Source organism: Mesoflavibacter zeaxanthinifaciens subsp. sabulilitoris (assembly GCF_014191595.1).
Taxonomy (GTDB): Bacteria; Bacteroidota; Bacteroidia; order Flavobacteriales; family Flavobacteriaceae; genus Mesoflavibacter; species Mesoflavibacter zeaxanthinifaciens.
The window spans coordinates 188,597-206,301 of the sequence record NZ_JACHWV010000003.1 but is presented as its reverse complement, the minus strand read 5'-3'; the positions used below and the strand labels follow the sequence as shown (position 1 = coordinate 206,301).

Annotated in this window: 19 protein-coding genes; 8 read left to right on the top strand and 11 right to left on the bottom strand. The window is 29.4% G+C overall.

Annotated features, from left to right (window positions below; genetic code table 11):
• Window positions 1–7: 7 nt before the first annotated feature.
• Genes FHS04_RS05705 through FHS04_RS05690 form a run of 4 tightly spaced genes read right to left on the bottom strand, consistent with a single transcriptional unit; the run spans window position 8 to window position 3,991 of the window.
• Complete coding sequence (locus FHS04_RS05705; protein ID WP_106679304.1) at window positions 8–1,027, bottom strand: COX15/CtaA family protein; 1,020 nt, start codon at window positions 1,025–1,027, stop codon at window positions 8–10.
• A gap of 2 nt (window positions 1,028–1,029) precedes the next feature.
• Window positions 1,030–2,445: a CCA tRNA nucleotidyltransferase gene (locus FHS04_RS05700; protein WP_106679307.1), complete on the bottom strand. Its 1,416-nt coding sequence runs from the start codon at window positions 2,443–2,445 to the stop codon at window positions 1,030–1,032.
• Window positions 2,446–2,454: 9 nt separating this feature from the next.
• Window positions 2,455–3,015, bottom strand: coding sequence for an L-threonylcarbamoyladenylate synthase (locus FHS04_RS05695; RefSeq protein ID WP_106679309.1), 561 nt, complete (start codon window positions 3,013–3,015; stop codon window positions 2,455–2,457).
• 1 nt (window position 3,016) lies between these two features.
• Window positions 3,017–3,991: a polysaccharide pyruvyl transferase family protein gene (locus tag FHS04_RS05690; RefSeq protein ID WP_106679312.1), complete on the bottom strand. Its 975-nt coding sequence runs from the start codon at window positions 3,989–3,991 to the stop codon at window positions 3,017–3,019.
• 124 nt (window positions 3,992–4,115) lie between these two features.
• Here FHS04_RS05690 and FHS04_RS05685 point away from each other — a divergent pair, with 124 nt between their 5' ends.
• The gene (locus tag FHS04_RS05685; protein WP_106679314.1) at window positions 4,116–4,898 is read left to right on the top strand and encodes a glycosyltransferase; all 783 of its coding nucleotides are present in this window, start codon (window positions 4,116–4,118) and stop codon (window positions 4,896–4,898) included.
• On the opposite strand, the gene FHS04_RS05680 is transcribed toward FHS04_RS05685, so the two are convergent.
• Window positions 4,895–5,962, bottom strand: coding sequence for a glycosyltransferase family 2 protein (locus FHS04_RS05680; protein WP_106679316.1), 1,068 nt, complete (start codon window positions 5,960–5,962; stop codon window positions 4,895–4,897). The two genes, FHS04_RS05685 and FHS04_RS05680, sit on opposite strands and share 4 nt — an antisense overlap.
• Window positions 5,963–6,070: 108 nt before the next feature.
• Here FHS04_RS05680 and FHS04_RS05675 point away from each other — a divergent pair, with 108 nt between their 5' ends.
• The 3 genes from FHS04_RS05675 to FHS04_RS05665 are packed head-to-tail and all read left to right on the top strand — an operon-like array spanning window position 6,071 to window position 9,057.
• Window positions 6,071–7,195, top strand: coding sequence for a glycosyltransferase (locus FHS04_RS05675; RefSeq protein WP_106679319.1), 1,125 nt, complete (start codon window positions 6,071–6,073; stop codon window positions 7,193–7,195).
• A gap of 11 nt (window positions 7,196–7,206) precedes the next feature.
• Complete coding sequence (locus FHS04_RS05670; protein ID WP_106679320.1) at window positions 7,207–8,121, top strand: hypothetical protein; 915 nt, start codon at window positions 7,207–7,209, stop codon at window positions 8,119–8,121.
• A gap of 9 nt (window positions 8,122–8,130) precedes the next feature.
• Window positions 8,131–9,057 (top strand): glycosyltransferase family 2 protein, encoded by a 927-nt coding sequence (locus FHS04_RS05665; protein ID WP_106679322.1) that lies wholly within the window; start codon window positions 8,131–8,133, stop codon window positions 9,055–9,057.
• Here FHS04_RS05665 and FHS04_RS05660 read toward each other — a convergent pair.
• Both FHS04_RS05660 and FHS04_RS05655 read right to left on the bottom strand, forming a co-directional pair.
• Window positions 9,049–10,113 carry a glycosyltransferase family 4 protein gene (locus FHS04_RS05660; RefSeq protein WP_106679324.1) on the bottom strand — a complete coding sequence of 355 codons (1,065 nt, stop codon included), beginning with the start codon at window positions 10,111–10,113 and terminating at the stop codon, window positions 9,049–9,051. The two genes, FHS04_RS05665 and FHS04_RS05660, sit on opposite strands and share 9 nt — an antisense overlap.
• Complete coding sequence (locus FHS04_RS05655) at window positions 10,114–10,860, bottom strand: glycosyltransferase family 2 protein (RefSeq protein ID WP_106679326.1); 747 nt, start codon at window positions 10,858–10,860, stop codon at window positions 10,114–10,116. It abuts the gene before it with no gap.
• A 78-nt stretch (window positions 10,861–10,938) separates the two neighbouring features.
• Here FHS04_RS05655 and FHS04_RS05650 point away from each other — a divergent pair, with 78 nt between their 5' ends.
• A complete protein-coding gene (locus FHS04_RS05650; protein WP_106679328.1) occupies window positions 10,939–11,655 on the top strand; it encodes a polysaccharide deacetylase family protein in 717 nt (238 codons plus the stop codon).
• Between the two features lies 1 nt (window position 11,656).
• On the opposite strand, the gene FHS04_RS05645 is transcribed toward FHS04_RS05650, so the two are convergent.
• On the bottom strand, window positions 11,657–12,394 hold the full coding sequence (locus FHS04_RS05645; protein WP_027880136.1) for a glycosyltransferase family 2 protein: 738 nt from the start codon (window positions 12,392–12,394) through the stop codon (window positions 11,657–11,659).
• 115 nt (window positions 12,395–12,509) lie between these two features.
• Between FHS04_RS05645 and FHS04_RS05640 the strand changes: the two genes are divergently transcribed.
• Together FHS04_RS05640 and FHS04_RS05635 are read left to right on the top strand one after the other, a co-directional pair.
• Complete coding sequence (locus tag FHS04_RS05640; RefSeq protein ID WP_106679330.1) at window positions 12,510–13,331, top strand: glycosyltransferase family 2 protein; 822 nt, start codon at window positions 12,510–12,512, stop codon at window positions 13,329–13,331.
• 1 nt (window position 13,332) lies between these two features.
• Window positions 13,333–14,151, top strand: a complete 819-nt coding sequence (locus tag FHS04_RS05635) for a glycosyltransferase family 2 protein (protein WP_106679674.1) — start codon at window positions 13,333–13,335, stop codon at window positions 14,149–14,151.
• On the opposite strand, the gene FHS04_RS05630 is transcribed toward FHS04_RS05635, so the two are convergent.
• Both FHS04_RS05630 and FHS04_RS05625 read right to left on the bottom strand, forming a co-directional pair.
• A complete protein-coding gene (locus FHS04_RS05630; RefSeq protein WP_036227388.1) occupies window positions 14,144–14,734 on the bottom strand; it encodes a class I SAM-dependent methyltransferase in 591 nt (196 codons plus the stop codon). The genes FHS04_RS05635 and FHS04_RS05630 overlap by 8 nt on opposite strands.
• A 15-nt stretch (window positions 14,735–14,749) precedes the next feature.
• Window positions 14,750–15,808, bottom strand: a complete 1,059-nt coding sequence (locus FHS04_RS05625) for a glycosyltransferase family 9 protein (RefSeq protein ID WP_106679332.1) — start codon at window positions 15,806–15,808, stop codon at window positions 14,750–14,752.
• 90 nt (window positions 15,809–15,898) lie between these two features.
• Between FHS04_RS05625 and FHS04_RS05620 the strand changes: the two genes are divergently transcribed.
• On the top strand, window positions 15,899–16,663 hold the full coding sequence (locus FHS04_RS05620) for a lipopolysaccharide kinase InaA family protein (protein ID WP_106679335.1): 765 nt from the start codon (window positions 15,899–15,901) through the stop codon (window positions 16,661–16,663).
• Between the two features lie 64 nt (window positions 16,664–16,727).
• Here FHS04_RS05620 and FHS04_RS05615 read toward each other — a convergent pair whose 3' ends face one another.
• Entirely contained in the window at window positions 16,728–17,543 is an 816-nt protein-coding gene (locus FHS04_RS05615) for a 2,3,4,5-tetrahydropyridine-2,6-dicarboxylate N-succinyltransferase (RefSeq protein WP_106679337.1), read from the bottom strand.
• Window positions 17,544–17,705 lie beyond the last annotated feature (162 nt).

Sequence of the window (17,705 nt, the reverse complement as noted above, 5' to 3'; positions counted from 1 at the left end):
TTAATCCTTATTTGCTAAATCTATGTAAAGTAAATGTCATTGCTGTTAATAAGAAAAATGCACCAACTTGATGTGCAACACCTAACCAAACCGGAACTTGTAATAATAGGGTCAATACACCTAAAACAAATTGTAAAAAGACTAAGCCTACAAGACTATTTAAAGCTAGTTTTTGGTATTTGGTTTCTATAAATTTTTGTCCTTTAAAAAATACGATTAGTATTAATGCAACTACAAAATAAGCAAGTGTACGATGTACAAACTGTACACCACTTTTACCTTCGGTTAGGTTTAATAAAAGCGAGTTTTGTTCGGTATACACAGTTTCATGAATAAATTTACCTTCACTCATCATTGGCCAATGGTTATGTATCCAACCTGCATCTAAACCAGCAACAAAAGCACCATAAATTATCTGTACTAATAGCACAAATGTAGTTACTCGTAACAAGTTTTTAAAAGCAGAATCTGTAACCTTGTTAAAAGGAAATATTAAATCTAATGCAACCCAAAAGGTTAAAGCAAAAGTGATAAATGCAGTGGTTAAATGCGCAGCCAATCTAAAATGACTAACATCTGGTCGATCTACCAAACCGCTTTTTACCATGTACCAACCCAAAAATCCTTGAAAAGCACCAAGACACATCAAGCCTATTGCTTTTTTTATAGTTTGTTTGGTGAGTTGTTTTGTAATTAAAAAGTATACAAAAGGAAAGAAAAATACTAATCCAATAACACGACCAATAACACGATGAATCCATTCCCAAAAGTAGATGTCTTTAAAATCTTCTAAAGTGAAATGGTTATTAAGTTTTTGATATTCTGGATATTGCTTGTAAAGGTCAAAAGCAGCATTCCATTCGGCGTCATTCATTGGAGGAATTGTACCAGAAATTAATTTGTAATTAGAAATTGATAAACCAGAATGGGTTAAACGTGTGATACCTCCAACAATAACCATTATAAAAATTAATAAACAGCCTGTTAGTAGCCAATAAATTACTTTTTTGTTGTCTTTCTTTTTCATAACTATTCAGTTTTTAAACCTAAAGCTTTACCTTTTTCAAGCATTAAATTAAAAGCAGCTTGATGTTCATTAGGAATGTCGCCTTCTAAAATTGCTTCTTTTATAGCTTCTTTTATTAATCCAACTTCTCTTGAAGGTTTTAAGTTGAAAGTCTCCATGATTTCTTCTCCAGAAACTGGTGGCTGAAAGTTTCTTACAGAGTCTTTTTCTTCAACTTCAACTAATTTTTCTCTTACAATTTTAAAGTTGTTATGATATTTTTTAAATTTTTTAGGATTTTTTGTCGTGATGTCTGCTTCACAAAGCGTCATTAAATCATCCACATAATCTCCAGCATCAAATAATAAACGTCTAACAGCCGAATCTGTTACGATGTCCTGAGCTAAAACAATTGGTCTAGAGCTCATAAAGACTAGTTTTTGGACGTATTTCATCTTATCATTTAAAGGCATTTTTAAGCGTTTAAATAAGTGATATACCATTTTAGAACCTTCAAATTCATGACCATGAAACGTCCAACCTACTTTTTTGTTAAACTTTTTTGTTGGTGCTTTACCAATATCGTGCAATAATGCAGCCCAACGCAACCAAACATTATCTGTATGTTTTGCGATATTATCAACAACTTCTAAAGTGTGATAAAAATTATCTTTGTGACGTTGTCCATCTTTTTCGTCAATACCTTTTAAAGCGGTTAACTCTGGTAAAATTATTTGTAAAAGTCCAGTTTTTTCAAGAAGTAAAAACCCTATTGAAGGTGTTGGACTTTCTAAAATTTTATTTAGTTCTACTACAATACGCTCTTTAGTGATAATTTTAATGCGTTCACTATTTTTAGAAATGGCTCTTAACGATTGATTTTCGATTTTAAAATCTAATTGTGTAGCAAATCGTATTGCGCGCATCATGCGCAATGGATCGTCACTATACGTGATGTCTGGATCTAATGGCGTACGTATTATTTTTTGTTCTAAATCTTCAATACCGTTAAATGGATCTAATAGGTCTCCAAAATTAGCTTCAGAAAGATTTAAAGCTAATGCGTTTATAGTAAAATCACGACGGTTTTGATCGTCTTCTAACGTACCATTTTCTACAACAGGATTACGACTATCTTCGTTGTAGGATTCTTTACGTGCACCAACAAATTCTATTTCGATATCTTCATACCGTAGCATTGCTGTTCCGTAGGTTTTAAATACTTGAACTTTTGGTTTGTTTGGTAATAATTTAGACACTTCTTTTGCAAGTGCTATACCACTACCAATTGCAACCACATCTATATCTTTTGCATTACCACGTTTTAAAATAAAATCTCTTACAAAACCACCTATTACATAACTATCTAAGTTAAGGTTTTTAGAGGCTTGAGAGATTATTTTAAATATTGGGTTTTGTAGTGCTTGTTTGTAATTCATCAGGTAAATTTACTCACGAATAATCTTTACTTCACCATTACTAGATAACTTGATAATTGTAGATGGTTTGGTATTGTTTTTTTCGTTTTGCAAATTTACAACATAATCCACACCTTTTAAAATAGGCGTGCTTATTTCTTTAAAGGAATTTGGTGTTGGTTCTCCAGCTATATTTGCTGAGGTAGAGACAATTGGTTTTCTAAATTGCTGGATTAGTTTTTGACAGAATTCGTCTTTAGGAATTCTAATAGCCAACGTGTTGTCTTCTGCAATTAGATTAGTAGCTAAACCAATTGGGTTGTCATAAATAATAGTTGTTGGTTTGTTACTAAATTCTATTATTTGGTAAGCAACTTCTGGTACCTCTTGAATATATTTTTCTAACATTTTTAAATCACTAACCAAGCATATTAATGCTTTAGAGGCTTCACGCAGCTTTAATTGATAGATTTTTTTTACTGCTTCAAAATTTGTGGCATCACAACCAATTCCCCAAACCGTATCTGTTGGGTAAAGTATGGTATTACCTTGTTTAAGGTGCTGTATTGTAGTAGCTATTAGCTGCTCCATTTTAAGAATTAATAAATTGACTAACGTCTTTTATAAGTTGTTCTCTGTATTTTAAATGTTCTGTTTTTACTATTTTACTTGAATTTGTAAATTGTTGTTGTAATTCTGTTTTTTCGGTATTTAAGATTTGGTCTATAGTAAAGGTGTTAAAAAAGTCTGTAATACCTTCAAATCTACTGGTATCTCTATCTGGTCTTACAAAAATTACAGGTGTACCAAAAGCTAAACATGGTAATGCAACATGAATTCTAGAAGTAACTACAAGTTTTGCTGATGCATAAAGGCTTAATAGCTGCTCTGCTTTTTTAAATTTTTCTTCATGCGTTGTTGCATTAAAATCTTGATTAGAAACGGTTATACTTTGCTCTAATATTGATTTAGGAATTAATTTTTCTATAATTTTTTTAGCCTCTTTTTTTTCTTTGTATTCTTTTAAAAAAGATTTAGTAGCATTTATAATAGGCTTGTGTGGATTTCTAATGGTTTTCCAAAGACTTTTTTTGTTAGTATCGGACACGTCGTTTTTATGTGATAAAATATCGCATAAAACAATAGCATTTGGTGTTGTTGTATTTTGATATTTTTCTTTCTCTAAAGTAAGTGTTAAACAACCAGAAAAGTAGGCTTCTACACCATTTTCTTCTAATTTTTGAAGTGTAAATTTATCACGACAACCAATAGGTTGATGCTTTTTGTAATAGGCTATAGCTTCTGGACTTGTTAATGGTTTTTTAGCAAAATCGTTGATATGAAACGAAACAAATTTAGGAAGTAAAGTCTCACTTGGTGGCCAATGTTCTGGGTGATGCATAAACCAACCGTTTAAAATAATTTTAGCATTTTCAGTGGTTTCATCCAATGCTTCACGACTAATCAACGCATCTACTTGTGGTAAAAAACGCTTTGCAGCTAGACTTTGTATGTAATCGCCAATGTTTGTTTCTTGATCTCTATATTTTAATAGTGCGTATTTCATTAACCTATTTATTTTGGTGTAAAATTATGGTAATAAAGCTTAAACGCCAATAATCTTAAAAAACAATTCTTTAAATTTTAATCTTAAAGTTTAAAAATTGTAATTTTGAACTTTAAAATTTTATATGGCTTTACCTATTATTCAATCTTTATGGATTGGCGGTTCTTTATCAAAAATAGAACAGCTTTGCATTAATTCTTTTTTAAAAAATAATCATGAGTTTCATTTATATACTTATGGAGAAGTGCAAAATATTCCTGAAGGAACAACAGTAAAAGATGCAAATGAAATTATTAATTCATCTGAAATTTTCACCTACAACGGTGGAAGTTATGCTGGTTTTGCCGATTGGTTTAGATGGGAATTGTTATATAAAAAAGGAGGTTTTTGGGTAGATACAGATGTGATATGTATTAAACCTTTTAATTTTGATGAAGATGAAGTGTTTGGCTCAGAATCTATAGATCTTGTTTGTCCTGCTGTTTTAGGATTTAAACCAGGACATGAGATGTGCAAATTTTTAAGTCATAATTGCGAATTCCCAAATACTATTTTACCTTACGATAGTAAACACCAAAAAAAGGTAAAGCGTAAACGTAAATTTTGGGGTAAAGGTAGAGAGCATATAGAATGGGGCGAATCAGGAGGACCAGAAGGTTTTACTAAAGCTTTAGATTATTTCAAAATAAAGGACAAAGCCAAACCATTTACCTATTTTTTTCCAATACATTTTTCTAACTGGCATACAGTTTACGATAACACTTTTAAAAATAGTGCGGATTTATTTAAAGATACTTACGCAATTCATCTTTGGAATGAAATGACTAGACGCGAGCCTAATTTTGATAAAAATGCAGATTTTGATTCGCAATCTTTAATAGAACAACTTAAAAGAAAATATCTTTAAGCCATCTTAGCTTGTATTAAGATTAATTGTCGTTTTATTATTTTTTTTAGACTTTTAGATTTATACCAACGCAAATAGTTAAGCGTTTTATCTAAGCCTAAAGGCAATACTGTTTTAAAATTTTGGTGCAATTGTTTTAAGCTGTTACTTAGATTATTGTAACTAGCTTCTGGTAGTTTTACAGCTTTAAAAGCATTTGTAATTAACGTGTTAACGTCTTCTTTATCTTGATTTGGCGTGTTAAAATAACAATGTGTTATTATGGTCATTTTAAAATAATTAAGATATAGATTTGTAACGTTTTTTGCTTCAGTTGATTCTGCGTTTAGATAATATTTTTGATAGATAGTATCTAAAATATCTAAATATGCTTTGGTGTTTTTAATGCTAAAATTATTGGTAATAGAGTTTTGATTTCCAGTATTGTAATAATATGTTGTTTGATCACTTAATATAATAGATTGGCAGTTAATTAAGGTTTCAAAAAACCATAATTCGTCTTCATGTAATAATCGGTCTTTAAAAGCAAGGTTATGCTTAGTAATAAAGGTTTTTTTGTATAATCTATTATGTGCAACACAACTTATTTTATCATTTAATACCATTGGTATTAACTTGTAATTGGTATTTGATAACTTATGGTTTACTGGTAGAAAATGTTCTAAATAACCAATAATGTTTTTGTTATGTCCATCTGTTAATGCAGTCTTGCCAAAGATAATATCTGTGTTGTGAGGTATTAAATTAACAAAATTTTGAAGCGTGTTTTTATCAATCAAATCGTCTGCATCCAAATAATAGATGTATTTTCCTTTGCTAATTTTTGTTCCAGAATTTCTAGAACCAGAAAGTCCTTGGTTATCTTGATAATAATAAATAATTCTATTGTCTAGATTTTCAAAAGCAGTAATAATTTCTTTAGAATTATCCGAGCTACCATCATCAACAACAATACATTCCCAATTTGTAAACGTTTGATTTATTATATGTTGAAGAGTTTTTTCAATATATTGTTCTCCATTATAACACGGAATTATTACTGAAATTAAAGGCGTTTCTTGCATGAAAATTAAAATAGATTGTAAAATTAAGTTGCAAATCTTCAAAAATAAAATATAATGGCTAATAAATTATAAAATGCTATTTTTGGAGCTGTTTCTGTAAGTAATTTAATGAAAGTATTATATTTTTTTCCAGGTAATCCGTTGGTGCGTTCACAAGGTAACCACGTAAGAGCTTTTACGCTTTTACAGTATTTTAAGGCTAAAAATATAACCTTAGATTTAGTAGCAGAAGCCGATAAACACTTTACAGAACAAGATGTAGAAGCACTTAAATCTGAAAAATTAGTTAATCAAGTACATTTTTTGCCAAAGCAAAAAAAAGGAGGTTTAAGTTATTTTTTTAAAGTCTCTATACCCAAATTGTTTAGTAAAATACCTAAACCTTTTGATCGTAGACAATTAAATCAACAACAAGCCTTTAATAAGGTGTTGCAAAATAACACATACGATAAAATAATTGTTAGTTATTCTTGTTGGGTACCTTTGGTTTTAGATAATCCATACTTAAAAGGAGCAACGACAATTGTAGATACACACGATTTTTTAACATCTCAATTTAAAAGCCGAAAAGATTTTAAGCTAGGTGAATTTTTTGAAGGCGAAATGAAACTTTTAAATAGTGTAGATCAAGTTTGGGCAATTTCTGTAGAAGAAAAATATCTGTTTGAGCAATTTATAAAAACACCAGTGCATTTAGTGCCACATTTAACAACTAGTAAAATACAAAACACAACAAAAACTATAGATGTTTTATACGTAGCTAGTGAAAACGAACATAATATAGCAGCAGCACAATGGTTTTTTAATAAAGTTTATCCTTTATTAGAGACTAAAATATCTATAACCGTAGTTGGAAAAATAAATAAGCATATTAAGGATTATCCAAACGTAATTAAAATTAATTATGTTGAAGATTTATCAGCAACTTACAATGCTTCAAAAGTTGTAATTTGTCCAATGCTAAGCGGTACAGGATTAAAAATTAAAGTCGTAGAAGCGTTATCCTTTAATTTGCCAGTTGTATGTAATACAAGAGGCGTAGATGGATTAATTAATAAAGTAGATAATGGTTGTTTAGTAACAGATAATGCAACTAAATTTGCGTCTTACACAACGCAATTACTTAATGATTCTAGTTTTTATGAAACCAACAAGCAAAAGGCAAATCTATTTTACGAAGAGTTTTTAAGTGAAAAAGCTGTGTATAGTACGTTAGACCAAATTTTAAATTAATCGACTGTTTTATGAACTCTGAAATATTAAAATTCTGGTATAAAATTACCAACAATAAAAGCAAATATTTAGAAGTTAAACATGCAAAACGCGAGCAGAAAAAACGTACTACTTTAAATCCTGAAGTTTTAAAAACTTTAAAACAGTTTAAAGATAATATCGATTCTAAAACCGAAATTAATTTATCACATTCTGGTCATTTAGGAGATTTGATTTATGCTTTACCCATTATAAAAGAGTTGTCAAAAACCAAAACTTGCAATTTAATAGTTAAAGTTAATCAGCCATATAACGGACAATATTTTAAACATCCATCAGGAAATATTATGATTTCCGAAAGATCTTTTAATATGCTTTTACCATTATTAAAAGAACAATCGTACTTAAATAGCGTGACAGTTTACACCAACCAAACTATAGATGTTGATTTAGATTTTTTTAGAGCTTTACCAATTTCAAATCAATTTCATTCATTTAGATGGTATTATCATCTTGTAGGAAAACAAGCAGATATGACATTACCTTATTTAGATGTAAAACCACATAACACTATTAAAGATAAAATTGTAATTGTACGTACCTTTAGAGCACGTAATGTGTTTATAGATTATTCATTTTTAAAACACTACGACAACTTATTGTTTTTGGGCACAAAAGATGAATATGAGGATTTAAAGCAAAGCGTACCAAATCTAGAATTTTATGATGTTAAAGACTTTCTAGAACTAGCACAAATAATAAAATCATGTAAGTTTTATTTAAGTAATCAAACTTTTGCTTATGCAATTGCAGAAGGATTAAAAGTGCCAAGACTATTGGAAGCATATCCAGATTATCCTGTAATGTTTCCAACAACACCTAATGGAGCAGACTTTTATTTTCAAGAGCATTTTGAAGCTTATTTTAAAACCATGTATAACGCTTAATATTTTTTAATGACTACGGTAGATGTATCTATAATTACAGTAAATTATAATAATGCAAAATTGACTTTAGATTTTGTAAACTCATTAGTAGCTAAGTTTCCTAAAAATTATACTTATGAAGTTATTGTAATTGATAATGCCTCTACAGAACCTTTAAGTTTACAATTAGAAACTACTTTTAAAGCTATAAATTATCCTGTAATATTTCATAAAAGCGCTATAAATTTAGGTTTTGGTGCAGGGAATATGTTAGGTGTTCAGTTTGCAAAGGGTAAATATTTAGCTTTTATAAATAACGATGTAATAATTACAGAAGATTGTTTTTCTCCTTTAATAGACTATTTAAAAGTAAACGATGATGTTGCAGTCTGTTCACCACAACAATTAAATATTGATAATAAACCTGTAATTGGGTTTGATTATTTTCAAGGGTTTAGAAAAGAATTATTTGGTAGAAGTTTTATAGAAAAATTTATAAAAAATCATCCAAAACGAAAAGATTTACCATATAAAACACCTTTTCAAGTACCAGCTTTACAAGGTTGTTTTATGTTTTTTAAAGCTGAAGTTTTTGCAAATATTGGAGGTTTTGACACTAATTTGTTTTTATATTTTGAAGAAATGGATTTGTGTTTTAGGTTAAAACAATTGGGTTATAAAAGTGTTTTAGTACCAACATCTACTTTTAAACATTTAGAAAGTGCAACCGTAAAAGCTAATCCTTTAATTAAGCAAGAGTTAATGATTTCTAGGCTTTATATATACCGCAAAAATTACTCTTATTTAAAATATAAATGTTTACAATTTATTATTTTACTAAAGTTAGCTTTAAAAGCGTTGACCAGTAAGAATAGAGCAAAATTATTTTGGATAGTTTTTCAAGGTGCGCCTTTAAAATATTCTTTAAAGCAGAAACAACAAATTGTTTTAAAATAAGCTTCTGTAGACGTCTGCATAGTGTAATGCAGCAGTATTCCAATTAAAACTTTTAGCACGGTTTTGATATGCATTTATATAAAAGTCTTTGTTGGTTTCATACTTATGTAATCCTTCTATCAAGACGTTAGCCATGTATTTTGAATCAAAATTATCCCAGTAAAAAGCATGTTTACCACCAATTTCTGGTAACGATGTAAGGTTGGATAAAAATACAGGTTTACCATAAGACATCGCTTCTATTGGTGGTAACCCAAAACCTTCTAATAATGAAGGAAACACCAACGCTTCACAATGTTTATAGTAATAATGTTTCTCGGTAGAACTAATTTTACCTAGAATATGGATTTGGCTTTTTGTATTAGTTTTTGCAATTGCAGTTTCTAAAACATTGGTTGTATAATCGTCTTTTTTTGATCCTGCAAGTACCAAATCAAAATCTGGTAAATGCTCTAACATTTGCACTAAAGTATGTGGATTTTTACGTGCTGTTAATCCGCCAATAAAAAATAAAAATGGTCGTTGGGTTACTGGTGTAACCACTTTAAAATCGGTTTGGAGTTTGCTTATAGGATTACCGTTGTAAATTACATATTCAGGAATGTTTGGAACATCAAAATATTTGTGAGTAGATTGTTTAGCAAATTCAGATATGTAAGTAATGGCATTACTTCTTTTTAATTTTTCTTTAAACCTAAGATTAACTTTATGATCCATATCGTTAGAAACTTCATCTACAAAATTTACGTCATGAATTGTTAATACATACGGAATATTAAAAAATGGTTCTACTTTTATATTTTGATTTAAACTATGCCAAACATCGTACTTCTTTTTTATTCTGAATAAAGGTTTTCGGCTTAAAGATTTATAAGTTTTATAGTTAAAATAATTACCGTATTTATCTTTTAAAGGCGTTGTGTTTTTAGCATTAAGTGTTATTTTAAAATCTTCAATTTGCGCATTATAAAGCCCATTAATTAGATGATAATTAAATTGCCCAAAACCGTTAAATTGATTTTTTATGTTATGAGATTCTAAAAAAACGTGTTTCATCTATTCAATATTTCTGTACATAGTCCAAAGCTGAATATAACGCTTAAACACCATAAAACCACTAAGATAAGATACTATAAAACCTTCTTTTCCATCTAAAAAACCAAGTCTTAAAAAGTATTGGTGCATAAATCTGTACCAAGGTCTAAATAAAAAATGATATAGATTTGGACGTACATTTTTATTATATAATTCTTCTGCTTTTAATTTACTGTATTTGGTAAGTTTTAAATTATAATCGTCAAAAGATTTATACGTGTAATGATCTACTTTATTTTTTAATTTTTTAATAGTTGAAGCTGTTTCTATAGCTTCATGTACTAATTTACCGTTGTATTTGCTGTTGTTTTTATTAAATAGTCTAACAACATAATCCGTTTGAAATCCGCTATATTTCAATCGTTTACCCATAAAATAAAAGTTTCGTTTTACTTTAAAAGCTTCATTTTTAGGGTTTGTTTTTATGGTGTTTGTAATTTCTTCAGCCAATTCAGGAGTCACAATTTCATCTAAATCAAAAAAAGTAACCCAATCGTTATTAGCCAAACTTAGTGTATAGTTTTTTTGTGTTGAAAAATCATCAAATTTACGTTGTATTACTTTTGCACCAAGTTGTTTAGCAAGATTTACAGTATTATCTGTACTAAAAGAATCTACTATGATAATTTCGTCTGCAAAAGATAAGCTTTTAATGTAGCGTTCTACATTTTTTTCTTCGTTATAAGTTATAGCTAAAGCGCTTATCATGTTATAGAAAATAAGATTTTAGGCAAATATAACCAATAGGCTTTATATATTTGTGAGTAGTTAAAAATCATTTTTGTTATGGCAAAATTACCGGTATTAATGTATCATTCTGTGACTTCTAAAATAGATGAAGCTAAAGGTTTGACTATACATGTGGATAAGCTGGAAAAACAGTTGCTGTATCTAAAAAATAACGGTTATAAAATGCTTCATTTTAAAGATTTAGAGCGTTTTAAAACTGCAAAAGATTTACCGAAAAATTCTGTAATTATTACGTTTGACGATGTGTATGTTAATCAATTAGAATTAGCATATCCATTGTTTGAAAAACATAATCTTAAAGCTTGTTTTTATGTGCCTTTTAAATTTGTTGGTAATAAAAATAATTGGGATGAAGGTAAAAAACCAATAATGTCTGTAGCACAATTAAAGCAACTAGATCCATCTATTATCGAGCTTGGTTGGCATAGTTACGGTCATATTAATTACCAATTATCTTCTATAGATACGATAGGGTTAGACTTAAAATCATGTCAAGAATTTATTAAAAACAATGAGTTAGAGTTGTCCAATACAATTGCTTATCCTTACGGAAAATTCCCTAGAAAAAATCCAATTAATAAGCAATTTGAAACTTTGTTAAAAGCAAACCATTTAGATTACGGTTTACGCATAGGTAATAGAATTAATAAATTTCCTTTTAAAAATAAATATCAAGTACAACGCTTAGATATAAAAGGAGAAGATACTTTGCTTAAATTTATTTGGAAACTTAAAGTAGGTAAGTTGTTTTAAACTATTTAATCCCTTTTTTTAGTAACATTAATTTGGCATATCTGGAAAATACACCGTAAGCGTTAATGCTAGCAACAGCAAGTCCAGGAATACCATCCATAAAACCGCGTCTTAAAATATAGCTACTAAAAAAACGATAAAACGGTTTAAATGCTAAATGAAAATAAGTTGCTTTTTTTCCTTTTTTAAGCATTTGTTCTGCCTGAAACCAAGCATAACTGTCTTTTTTGCTAATGTAGTGTTCTAGACCTTTGTAAGTAAAATGAAGTACAGGATTTTTAAGTTGACCAATACTACCATCAATAATCAATTTTTCGTGTACTAAACCTTCAAATTTACAATTAGCACGTTTAACTAATCGTAGTACAGAATCGTAATGATGATACAGAAAACGATTCATATAAAAATGCGGAAAGTTTAGCTTGTATCCAGCATGTTTCGGGTTTTTAATAACCTCTAAAATTTCTTGTTTTAAAGCAAAAGGAATACGCTCGTCAGCATCAATAAATAGTACCCATTCACCAGTTGCATATTGTAAGGCAAAGTTTTTTTGATTAGAAAAATTATCAAATTGTCGTTGCACAACGGTGCAATTATTTTTCTTAGCAATATCTACTGTTTTATCAGAGCTAAAAGAATCTACAACAATAATCTCATCAGCAAAACGTACAGAACGCAAAGCTTTTTCTATATAATTTTCCTCGTTAAAGGTAGGAATGATGACGGATAATTTCTTCATTTAAAACAATAAATAAAAGACAAATTTACGTTTTTATATTCTTCTTAAACAAAACTAAAGCATGCAATATTTTAAATATGTCTATCTTTGCAATTCAATTTGAAACAATACATTAATGAGTGGTTTACCTATATCTGTAATAATTAGTACTTATAACGCTGAAGCTTGGTTAGAAAAAGTTTTAGAAAGCTATAAATATCAAGACTATGATAATTTTGAAGTTATTATAGCAGATGATGGCTCGCGTGAAACAACTAAGCAGTTAATAGATCGTTTTAAAGCAGATTACCCTGTAAATTTACGTCATATTTGGCATGAAGACAAAGGTTATAGACGCCAAGAATTATTAAATAAGTGTATCATGCAAACAGAGTATGATTATATTTTAATGACGGATGGAGATTGTATTGCTCGTAAAGATTTTGTGTCAACTCATGCAAAATATGCAGAGAAAGGCTACTTTCTTTCTGGTGGTTATTTAAAATTAGATATGCCAACAAGTGAAACCATTGAGTTGAAAGATATTGAAAACGAAAATTGTTTTGATACTAAATGGTTAAAAGAAAACGGAAGTGTAAGTTTTAAACAAGCTTTAAAACTAAACGCTAACGGACTTTGGGCAGATTTTTTAGATGCTACAACACCAACAGGAGCAACATTTAACAACTGTAACTCAAGTGCCTGGAAAGAAGATTTGATTGCTATAAATGGTTATGATGAACGTATGCAATATGGTGGACCAGATAGAGAACTAGGAGAGCGTTTATTTAATTATGGAATTAAATCTAAACAAATAAGACATAAAGCAATTGTTTTGCACTTAGATCATCCAAGAGGCTACAAAACAAAAGAGTCTTTAGAGCGAAATTTAAAAATTAGAAAAGCAGTTAAAGACGAAAATCGTACTTGGACAGATTACGGTATTGTTAAAAAATAGTATGCCAAAAATCTCTGTAATTATAAGTACTTATAATCAGCCTAAATGGCTGTATAATGTCTTAGTTGGATATAACCAGCAAACCTTTACAGATTTTGAAATTATTATAGCAGATGATGGATCTACGGATAATACAAAAACTGTAGTAGACAATTTTATTAGTAAATCAAACTTAAAAATTAAGCACGTTTGGCAAGAGGATAAAGGCTTTAGAAAAACAACAATTTTAAATAAAGCCATTTTAAAGTCAAATGCAGATTATTTGCTATTTACGGATGGTGATTGTATTCCTAGAAAAGACTTTGTGCAAACACATTATGATTTAAAAAAAGATAATTGCTTTTTATCTGGAGGTTACTTTAAATTACCAAAACACATCTCTGAAATTATTACTGAAAAAGATATCATCAAGCAATCATGTTTTGATAAACACTGGTTATTAGATCATGGTTTAAAATCTTCATTTAAGCTAAATAAATTAACTGCAAAAGGAACAAAACAGTTTCTATTAAATAAGTTAACGCCAACCAAAGCTACTTGGGATGGTATGAATGCATCAGGTTGGAAACAAGATATATTAGCTGTTAATGGGTTTGATCAGAGAATGGAATATGGAGGCGAAGATAGAGAGTTAGGAGAACGTTTAGTTAATAAAGGTGTAAAGCCCATACAGATAAGATATAGTGCTATATGCGTACATCTTTATCATGAAAGAGGTTATAAAAATGATAAAGCTATAGCCAAAAACTTAGCCATTAGAAAAGAGACAAAAGCTAAAAAGACAACATGGACAGAGTTTGGTATAAAACAAACTAGTTAACACGGTAAGCACCAACTTTCCAATAGGTTTGTTCTCTATCTGTTTCAACTTTGTTAAAGTCAAGTTTTTCTATACTTGTATTTGCATCAATAATTTCCCAACAATCTAAACCTTCTTTGTAGATAGAAACTACTAGTAATCCATTAGGTTTAAGTTTACCTATAAATCTATTTAGGACTTCTTTTTTTAAGTTATGATGTACGTAATAATAAGCTTCATTAAAAACAATTACATCATAAGTCTTATTTGGATTGTAATTATGGATATCTGCAACTAAACTAGTAGAATTTGGAAGTTGCTTTTGTTTTGCTTTGTCTATAGAGTTCTTAGAGAAGTCTACATTGTAAAAGTGAGAATAACTATTTTTATCAAACTTTCCGTTTAAAACAGCTTCTCCAGCACCAAGGTCTAGAATAGTAGGGTTTTTAGAAGCGTACTTAGAAATAAATTCAACAATTTTTTGATATCTTAAGTCCTCACGATCGTTATTTAGATAATCCCATTTTCCCTTTTTATATTGTCTATTCCATCTGTTTTTTCTTCTCCAGTGATGAAATCGATCAATTAAACTTAGTTTACTCATTATTAGGTTTTTTATTTATTGAAAGTGTTGCCTTAAAAAAGCATCTAATTTTGGGATAATAATATCTGGTGTTAATTGTTTGTAAAGAAAAGTAGGGTCTTCTTCAATTTTTTTACGCTGTTCTCTATCTGTAGAAAATAAATCTGGTTTTTCATCTAAAAGGTGAATAGATGTGTGTTTTTTACCGTCTTCAAAACTTGCCCAATGTTCTTTTAATACATAAGGAGAAAAAATAGTAAATGTTGGTTTGTTTAAAGCTTTTGCAATGTGTACTGTGCCGCCTTCATTTGCAATTAATAGATTGCATTTATTCATAAGTAACACAAATCCACGAATACTTTCTTCATAAATATCAAAAATAATTTGTTCTTTGTGTTTACACTGATTATAGATAGTTTGCGCATCTTCTTTTTGATGTGGTGCATAGTTAAATAAAGCATATACATCATAATTTTCGGTTACAAAATCTATCAGCTTTACGATATAATCATAAGGCATAGATTTTTGTGGCGTGCTACCCAAAATACCAAACATGATAACAGGCTTGTTGTATTGGTTAAGCTTATCGTATTGTTCTTCTTTATCTGTTAAAAATATTTTGGGTTCGTAAACAGGGTTTTTAATATCATAAACCGAAGTCACCAAATGTACTCTGTCTTCAATAGATTTTCCGCAAGGTTTAGACTTTTCTTTTAAAAACGAAATATTGTGTGTGTAAAACGGTAAAGGTGGATTTTTTTCTCGTTTTTTAAATCCTATTCTAGTATTTGCTCCCGATAATAAAGTAATTACACGACTTTGAAATTTTGCGTAAGGATCTACAACAATATCATACTTTTTGCGTCGTACATTAAAAGCTGTTTTAAGAAGAACGGGTATTTTTTTTAGTTCTTTTTCCTTAATTTCAATAATATTATCAATTGCTGGGTTTTGTTCGATAACACCAGTTGTGTAATCGTAAACCATGTAATCTATTACAGAATCAGGAAATACTTTTTTTAAATTTGTAGCAATTAAAGAGGCTAATAGCACATCTCCAATTCTTTTATTTTGAATGATTAAAATCTTCTTCATCTAAATTGGCTTTTGCCTAAGTGCAAAATATAATTTTATCGGCTTTTATTAAAATTTAGTTTAACATATCTTTGAAGCAACTTAAAATTAATTAAAATCATACACTGTCATCCAAAATATCAACATTTAAAATCTGAAATTGAAAATTTAATTAAGGATTTTGATAACAAAGGAGAAGCTGTAACTATTGGCCAACGTAACGTTATAAAATCTTTTCAGATTGATGGTTTAAAGCTAAATATAAAGTCCTTTAAAAAACCAAATGCTTTTAATAGTTTTATTTACAAATGGATAAGACCAAGTAAAGCTAAACGGTCTTTTGAATATGCAAGCAGGTTAATAGATTGTGAAATATCAACACCTTTTCCTATTGCCTATATAGAAGAAACATCTGTTTTTGGATTAAAAAACAGCTATTATGTGAGTGAACATATTGATTATGATTTTGAATTTAGAGCATTAATACACAATCCAAAATACCCTAAAAGAGAAGAAATATTAAAGCAATTTGCTCGATTTACCTTCAAATTACATGAAAATAATATTAATTTTTTAGATCATTCACCAGGAAACACTTTGGTTGTTAAAACAGAGCAAGGTTATAAATTCTACCTTATAGATTTAAACCGAATGCGTTTTGAAAACATGACCTTTGATAAGCGTATGCATAATTTTAGACGCTTGTGGCTATCTAAAACGATGATTAAAGTAATTGCAGAAAAGTATTCAGAATTATATAAAAAACCATACCAAGAAACCCATGATTTAATGTTAAAGCATAGTATGGCGTTTCAACATAAAATAAACCGAAAAAAATTGCGTAGATCTGGACGTAAAATGCAATTTAAGTCATAATATAAAAAATCCTAAACTTTAAAGTTTAGGATTTTTTATATTCATTTTGTTATGTGATTTTCATTTAAACAGCCACATCATATTCGCGTAACGCATCGTTAAGCGATGTTTTTTTGTTAGTACTTTCTTTACGCTTACCAATAATTAAAGCGCAAGGTACGTTGTAACTTCCAGCAGCAAACTCTTTAGTGTAACTTCCAGGGATTACTACAGAACGTTCTGGTACATAACCTTTCATTTCAACAGGTTCGTCACCAGTAACATCAATAATTTTAGTACTCATAGTTAAAACAACATTTGCACCTAATACAGCTTCTTTACCAACTCTAACACCTTCTACAACAATACATCTACTACCAATAAAGGCACCATCTTCAATAATTACAGGAGCAGCTTGTAAAGGCTCTAAAACACCACCAATACCAACACCACCAGAAAGATGTACGTTTTTACCAATTTGCGCACAACTACCAACAGTAGCCCAAGTATCTACCATAGTACCTTCGTCTACATAAGCGCCAATATTTACATAACTAGGCATTAAAATAGTACCTGCAGATATGTATGCACCATGACGTGCCACAGCATGAGGTACAACTCTAATACCTTTTTCTTTATATCCAGTTTTTAAAGGGATTTTATCATGATATTCAAAAATACCAACTTCTAAAGTTTCCATTTTTTGTATCGGGAAGTATAAAACAACAGCTTTTTTAACCCATTCGTTAACTTGCCAACCATCTGTAGTAGGTTCAGCAACACGAAGTGTACCTTCATCTAAAAGCGCTATCACTTTTCTAATTGCTTCAATAGTAGATGTTTCGGTTAAAAGCTCTCGGTTATCCCAAGCAGTTTCAATAATTTGTTGTAAATCTTTCATTTTTTGTAATTTCAATTTTTTGGCGTGCCCTAAAGGTCAGGCTTTACGCTATATCTTTTTTTGCCATATATGGCAGCAAAAAAAGGATGTCGCTTCAATCCTTCACGCAAATATAATTCCTATAAATTAAAATATGGCATAATATTTAAGGTGTTAATCTAT

What these genes read in the sequence shown, in the direction of transcription:
- FHS04_RS05705 (WP_106679304.1), bottom strand. Translation starts at nt 1,027, where the DNA reads ATGAAAAAGAAAGACAACAAAAAAGTAATTTATTGGCTACTAACAGGC.
- FHS04_RS05700 (WP_106679307.1), bottom strand. Translation starts at nt 2,445, where the DNA reads ATGAATTACAAACAAGCACTACAAAACCCAATATTTAAAATAATCTCT.
- FHS04_RS05695 (WP_106679309.1), bottom strand. Translation starts at nt 3,015, where the DNA reads ATGGAGCAGCTAATAGCTACTACAATACAGCACCTTAAACAAGGTAAT.
- FHS04_RS05690 (WP_106679312.1), bottom strand. Translation starts at nt 3,991, where the DNA reads ATGAAATACGCACTATTAAAATATAGAGATCAAGAAACAAACATTGGC.
- FHS04_RS05685 (WP_106679314.1), top strand. Translation starts at nt 4,116, where the DNA reads ATGGCTTTACCTATTATTCAATCTTTATGGATTGGCGGTTCTTTATCA.
- FHS04_RS05680 (WP_106679316.1), bottom strand. Translation starts at nt 5,962, where the DNA reads ATGCAAGAAACGCCTTTAATTTCAGTAATAATTCCGTGTTATAATGGA.
- FHS04_RS05675 (WP_106679319.1), top strand. Translation starts at nt 6,071, where the DNA reads ATGAAAGTATTATATTTTTTTCCAGGTAATCCGTTGGTGCGTTCACAA.
- FHS04_RS05670 (WP_106679320.1), top strand. Translation starts at nt 7,207, where the DNA reads ATGAACTCTGAAATATTAAAATTCTGGTATAAAATTACCAACAATAAA.
- FHS04_RS05665 (WP_106679322.1), top strand. Translation starts at nt 8,131, where the DNA reads ATGACTACGGTAGATGTATCTATAATTACAGTAAATTATAATAATGCA.
- FHS04_RS05660 (WP_106679324.1), bottom strand. Translation starts at nt 10,113, where the DNA reads ATGAAACACGTTTTTTTAGAATCTCATAACATAAAAAATCAATTTAAC.
- FHS04_RS05655 (WP_106679326.1), bottom strand. Translation starts at nt 10,860, where the DNA reads ATGATAAGCGCTTTAGCTATAACTTATAACGAAGAAAAAAATGTAGAA.
- FHS04_RS05650 (WP_106679328.1), top strand. Translation starts at nt 10,939, where the DNA reads ATGGCAAAATTACCGGTATTAATGTATCATTCTGTGACTTCTAAAATA.
- FHS04_RS05645 (WP_027880136.1), bottom strand. Translation starts at nt 12,394, where the DNA reads ATGAAGAAATTATCCGTCATCATTCCTACCTTTAACGAGGAAAATTAT.
- FHS04_RS05640 (WP_106679330.1), top strand. Translation starts at nt 12,510, where the DNA reads ATGAGTGGTTTACCTATATCTGTAATAATTAGTACTTATAACGCTGAA.
- FHS04_RS05635 (WP_106679674.1), top strand. Translation starts at nt 13,333, where the DNA reads ATGCCAAAAATCTCTGTAATTATAAGTACTTATAATCAGCCTAAATGG.
- FHS04_RS05630 (WP_036227388.1), bottom strand. Translation starts at nt 14,734, where the DNA reads ATGAGTAAACTAAGTTTAATTGATCGATTTCATCACTGGAGAAGAAAA.
- FHS04_RS05625 (WP_106679332.1), bottom strand. Translation starts at nt 15,808, where the DNA reads ATGAAGAAGATTTTAATCATTCAAAATAAAAGAATTGGAGATGTGCTA.
- FHS04_RS05615 (WP_106679337.1), bottom strand. Translation starts at nt 17,543, where the DNA reads ATGAAAGATTTACAACAAATTATTGAAACTGCTTGGGATAACCGAGAG.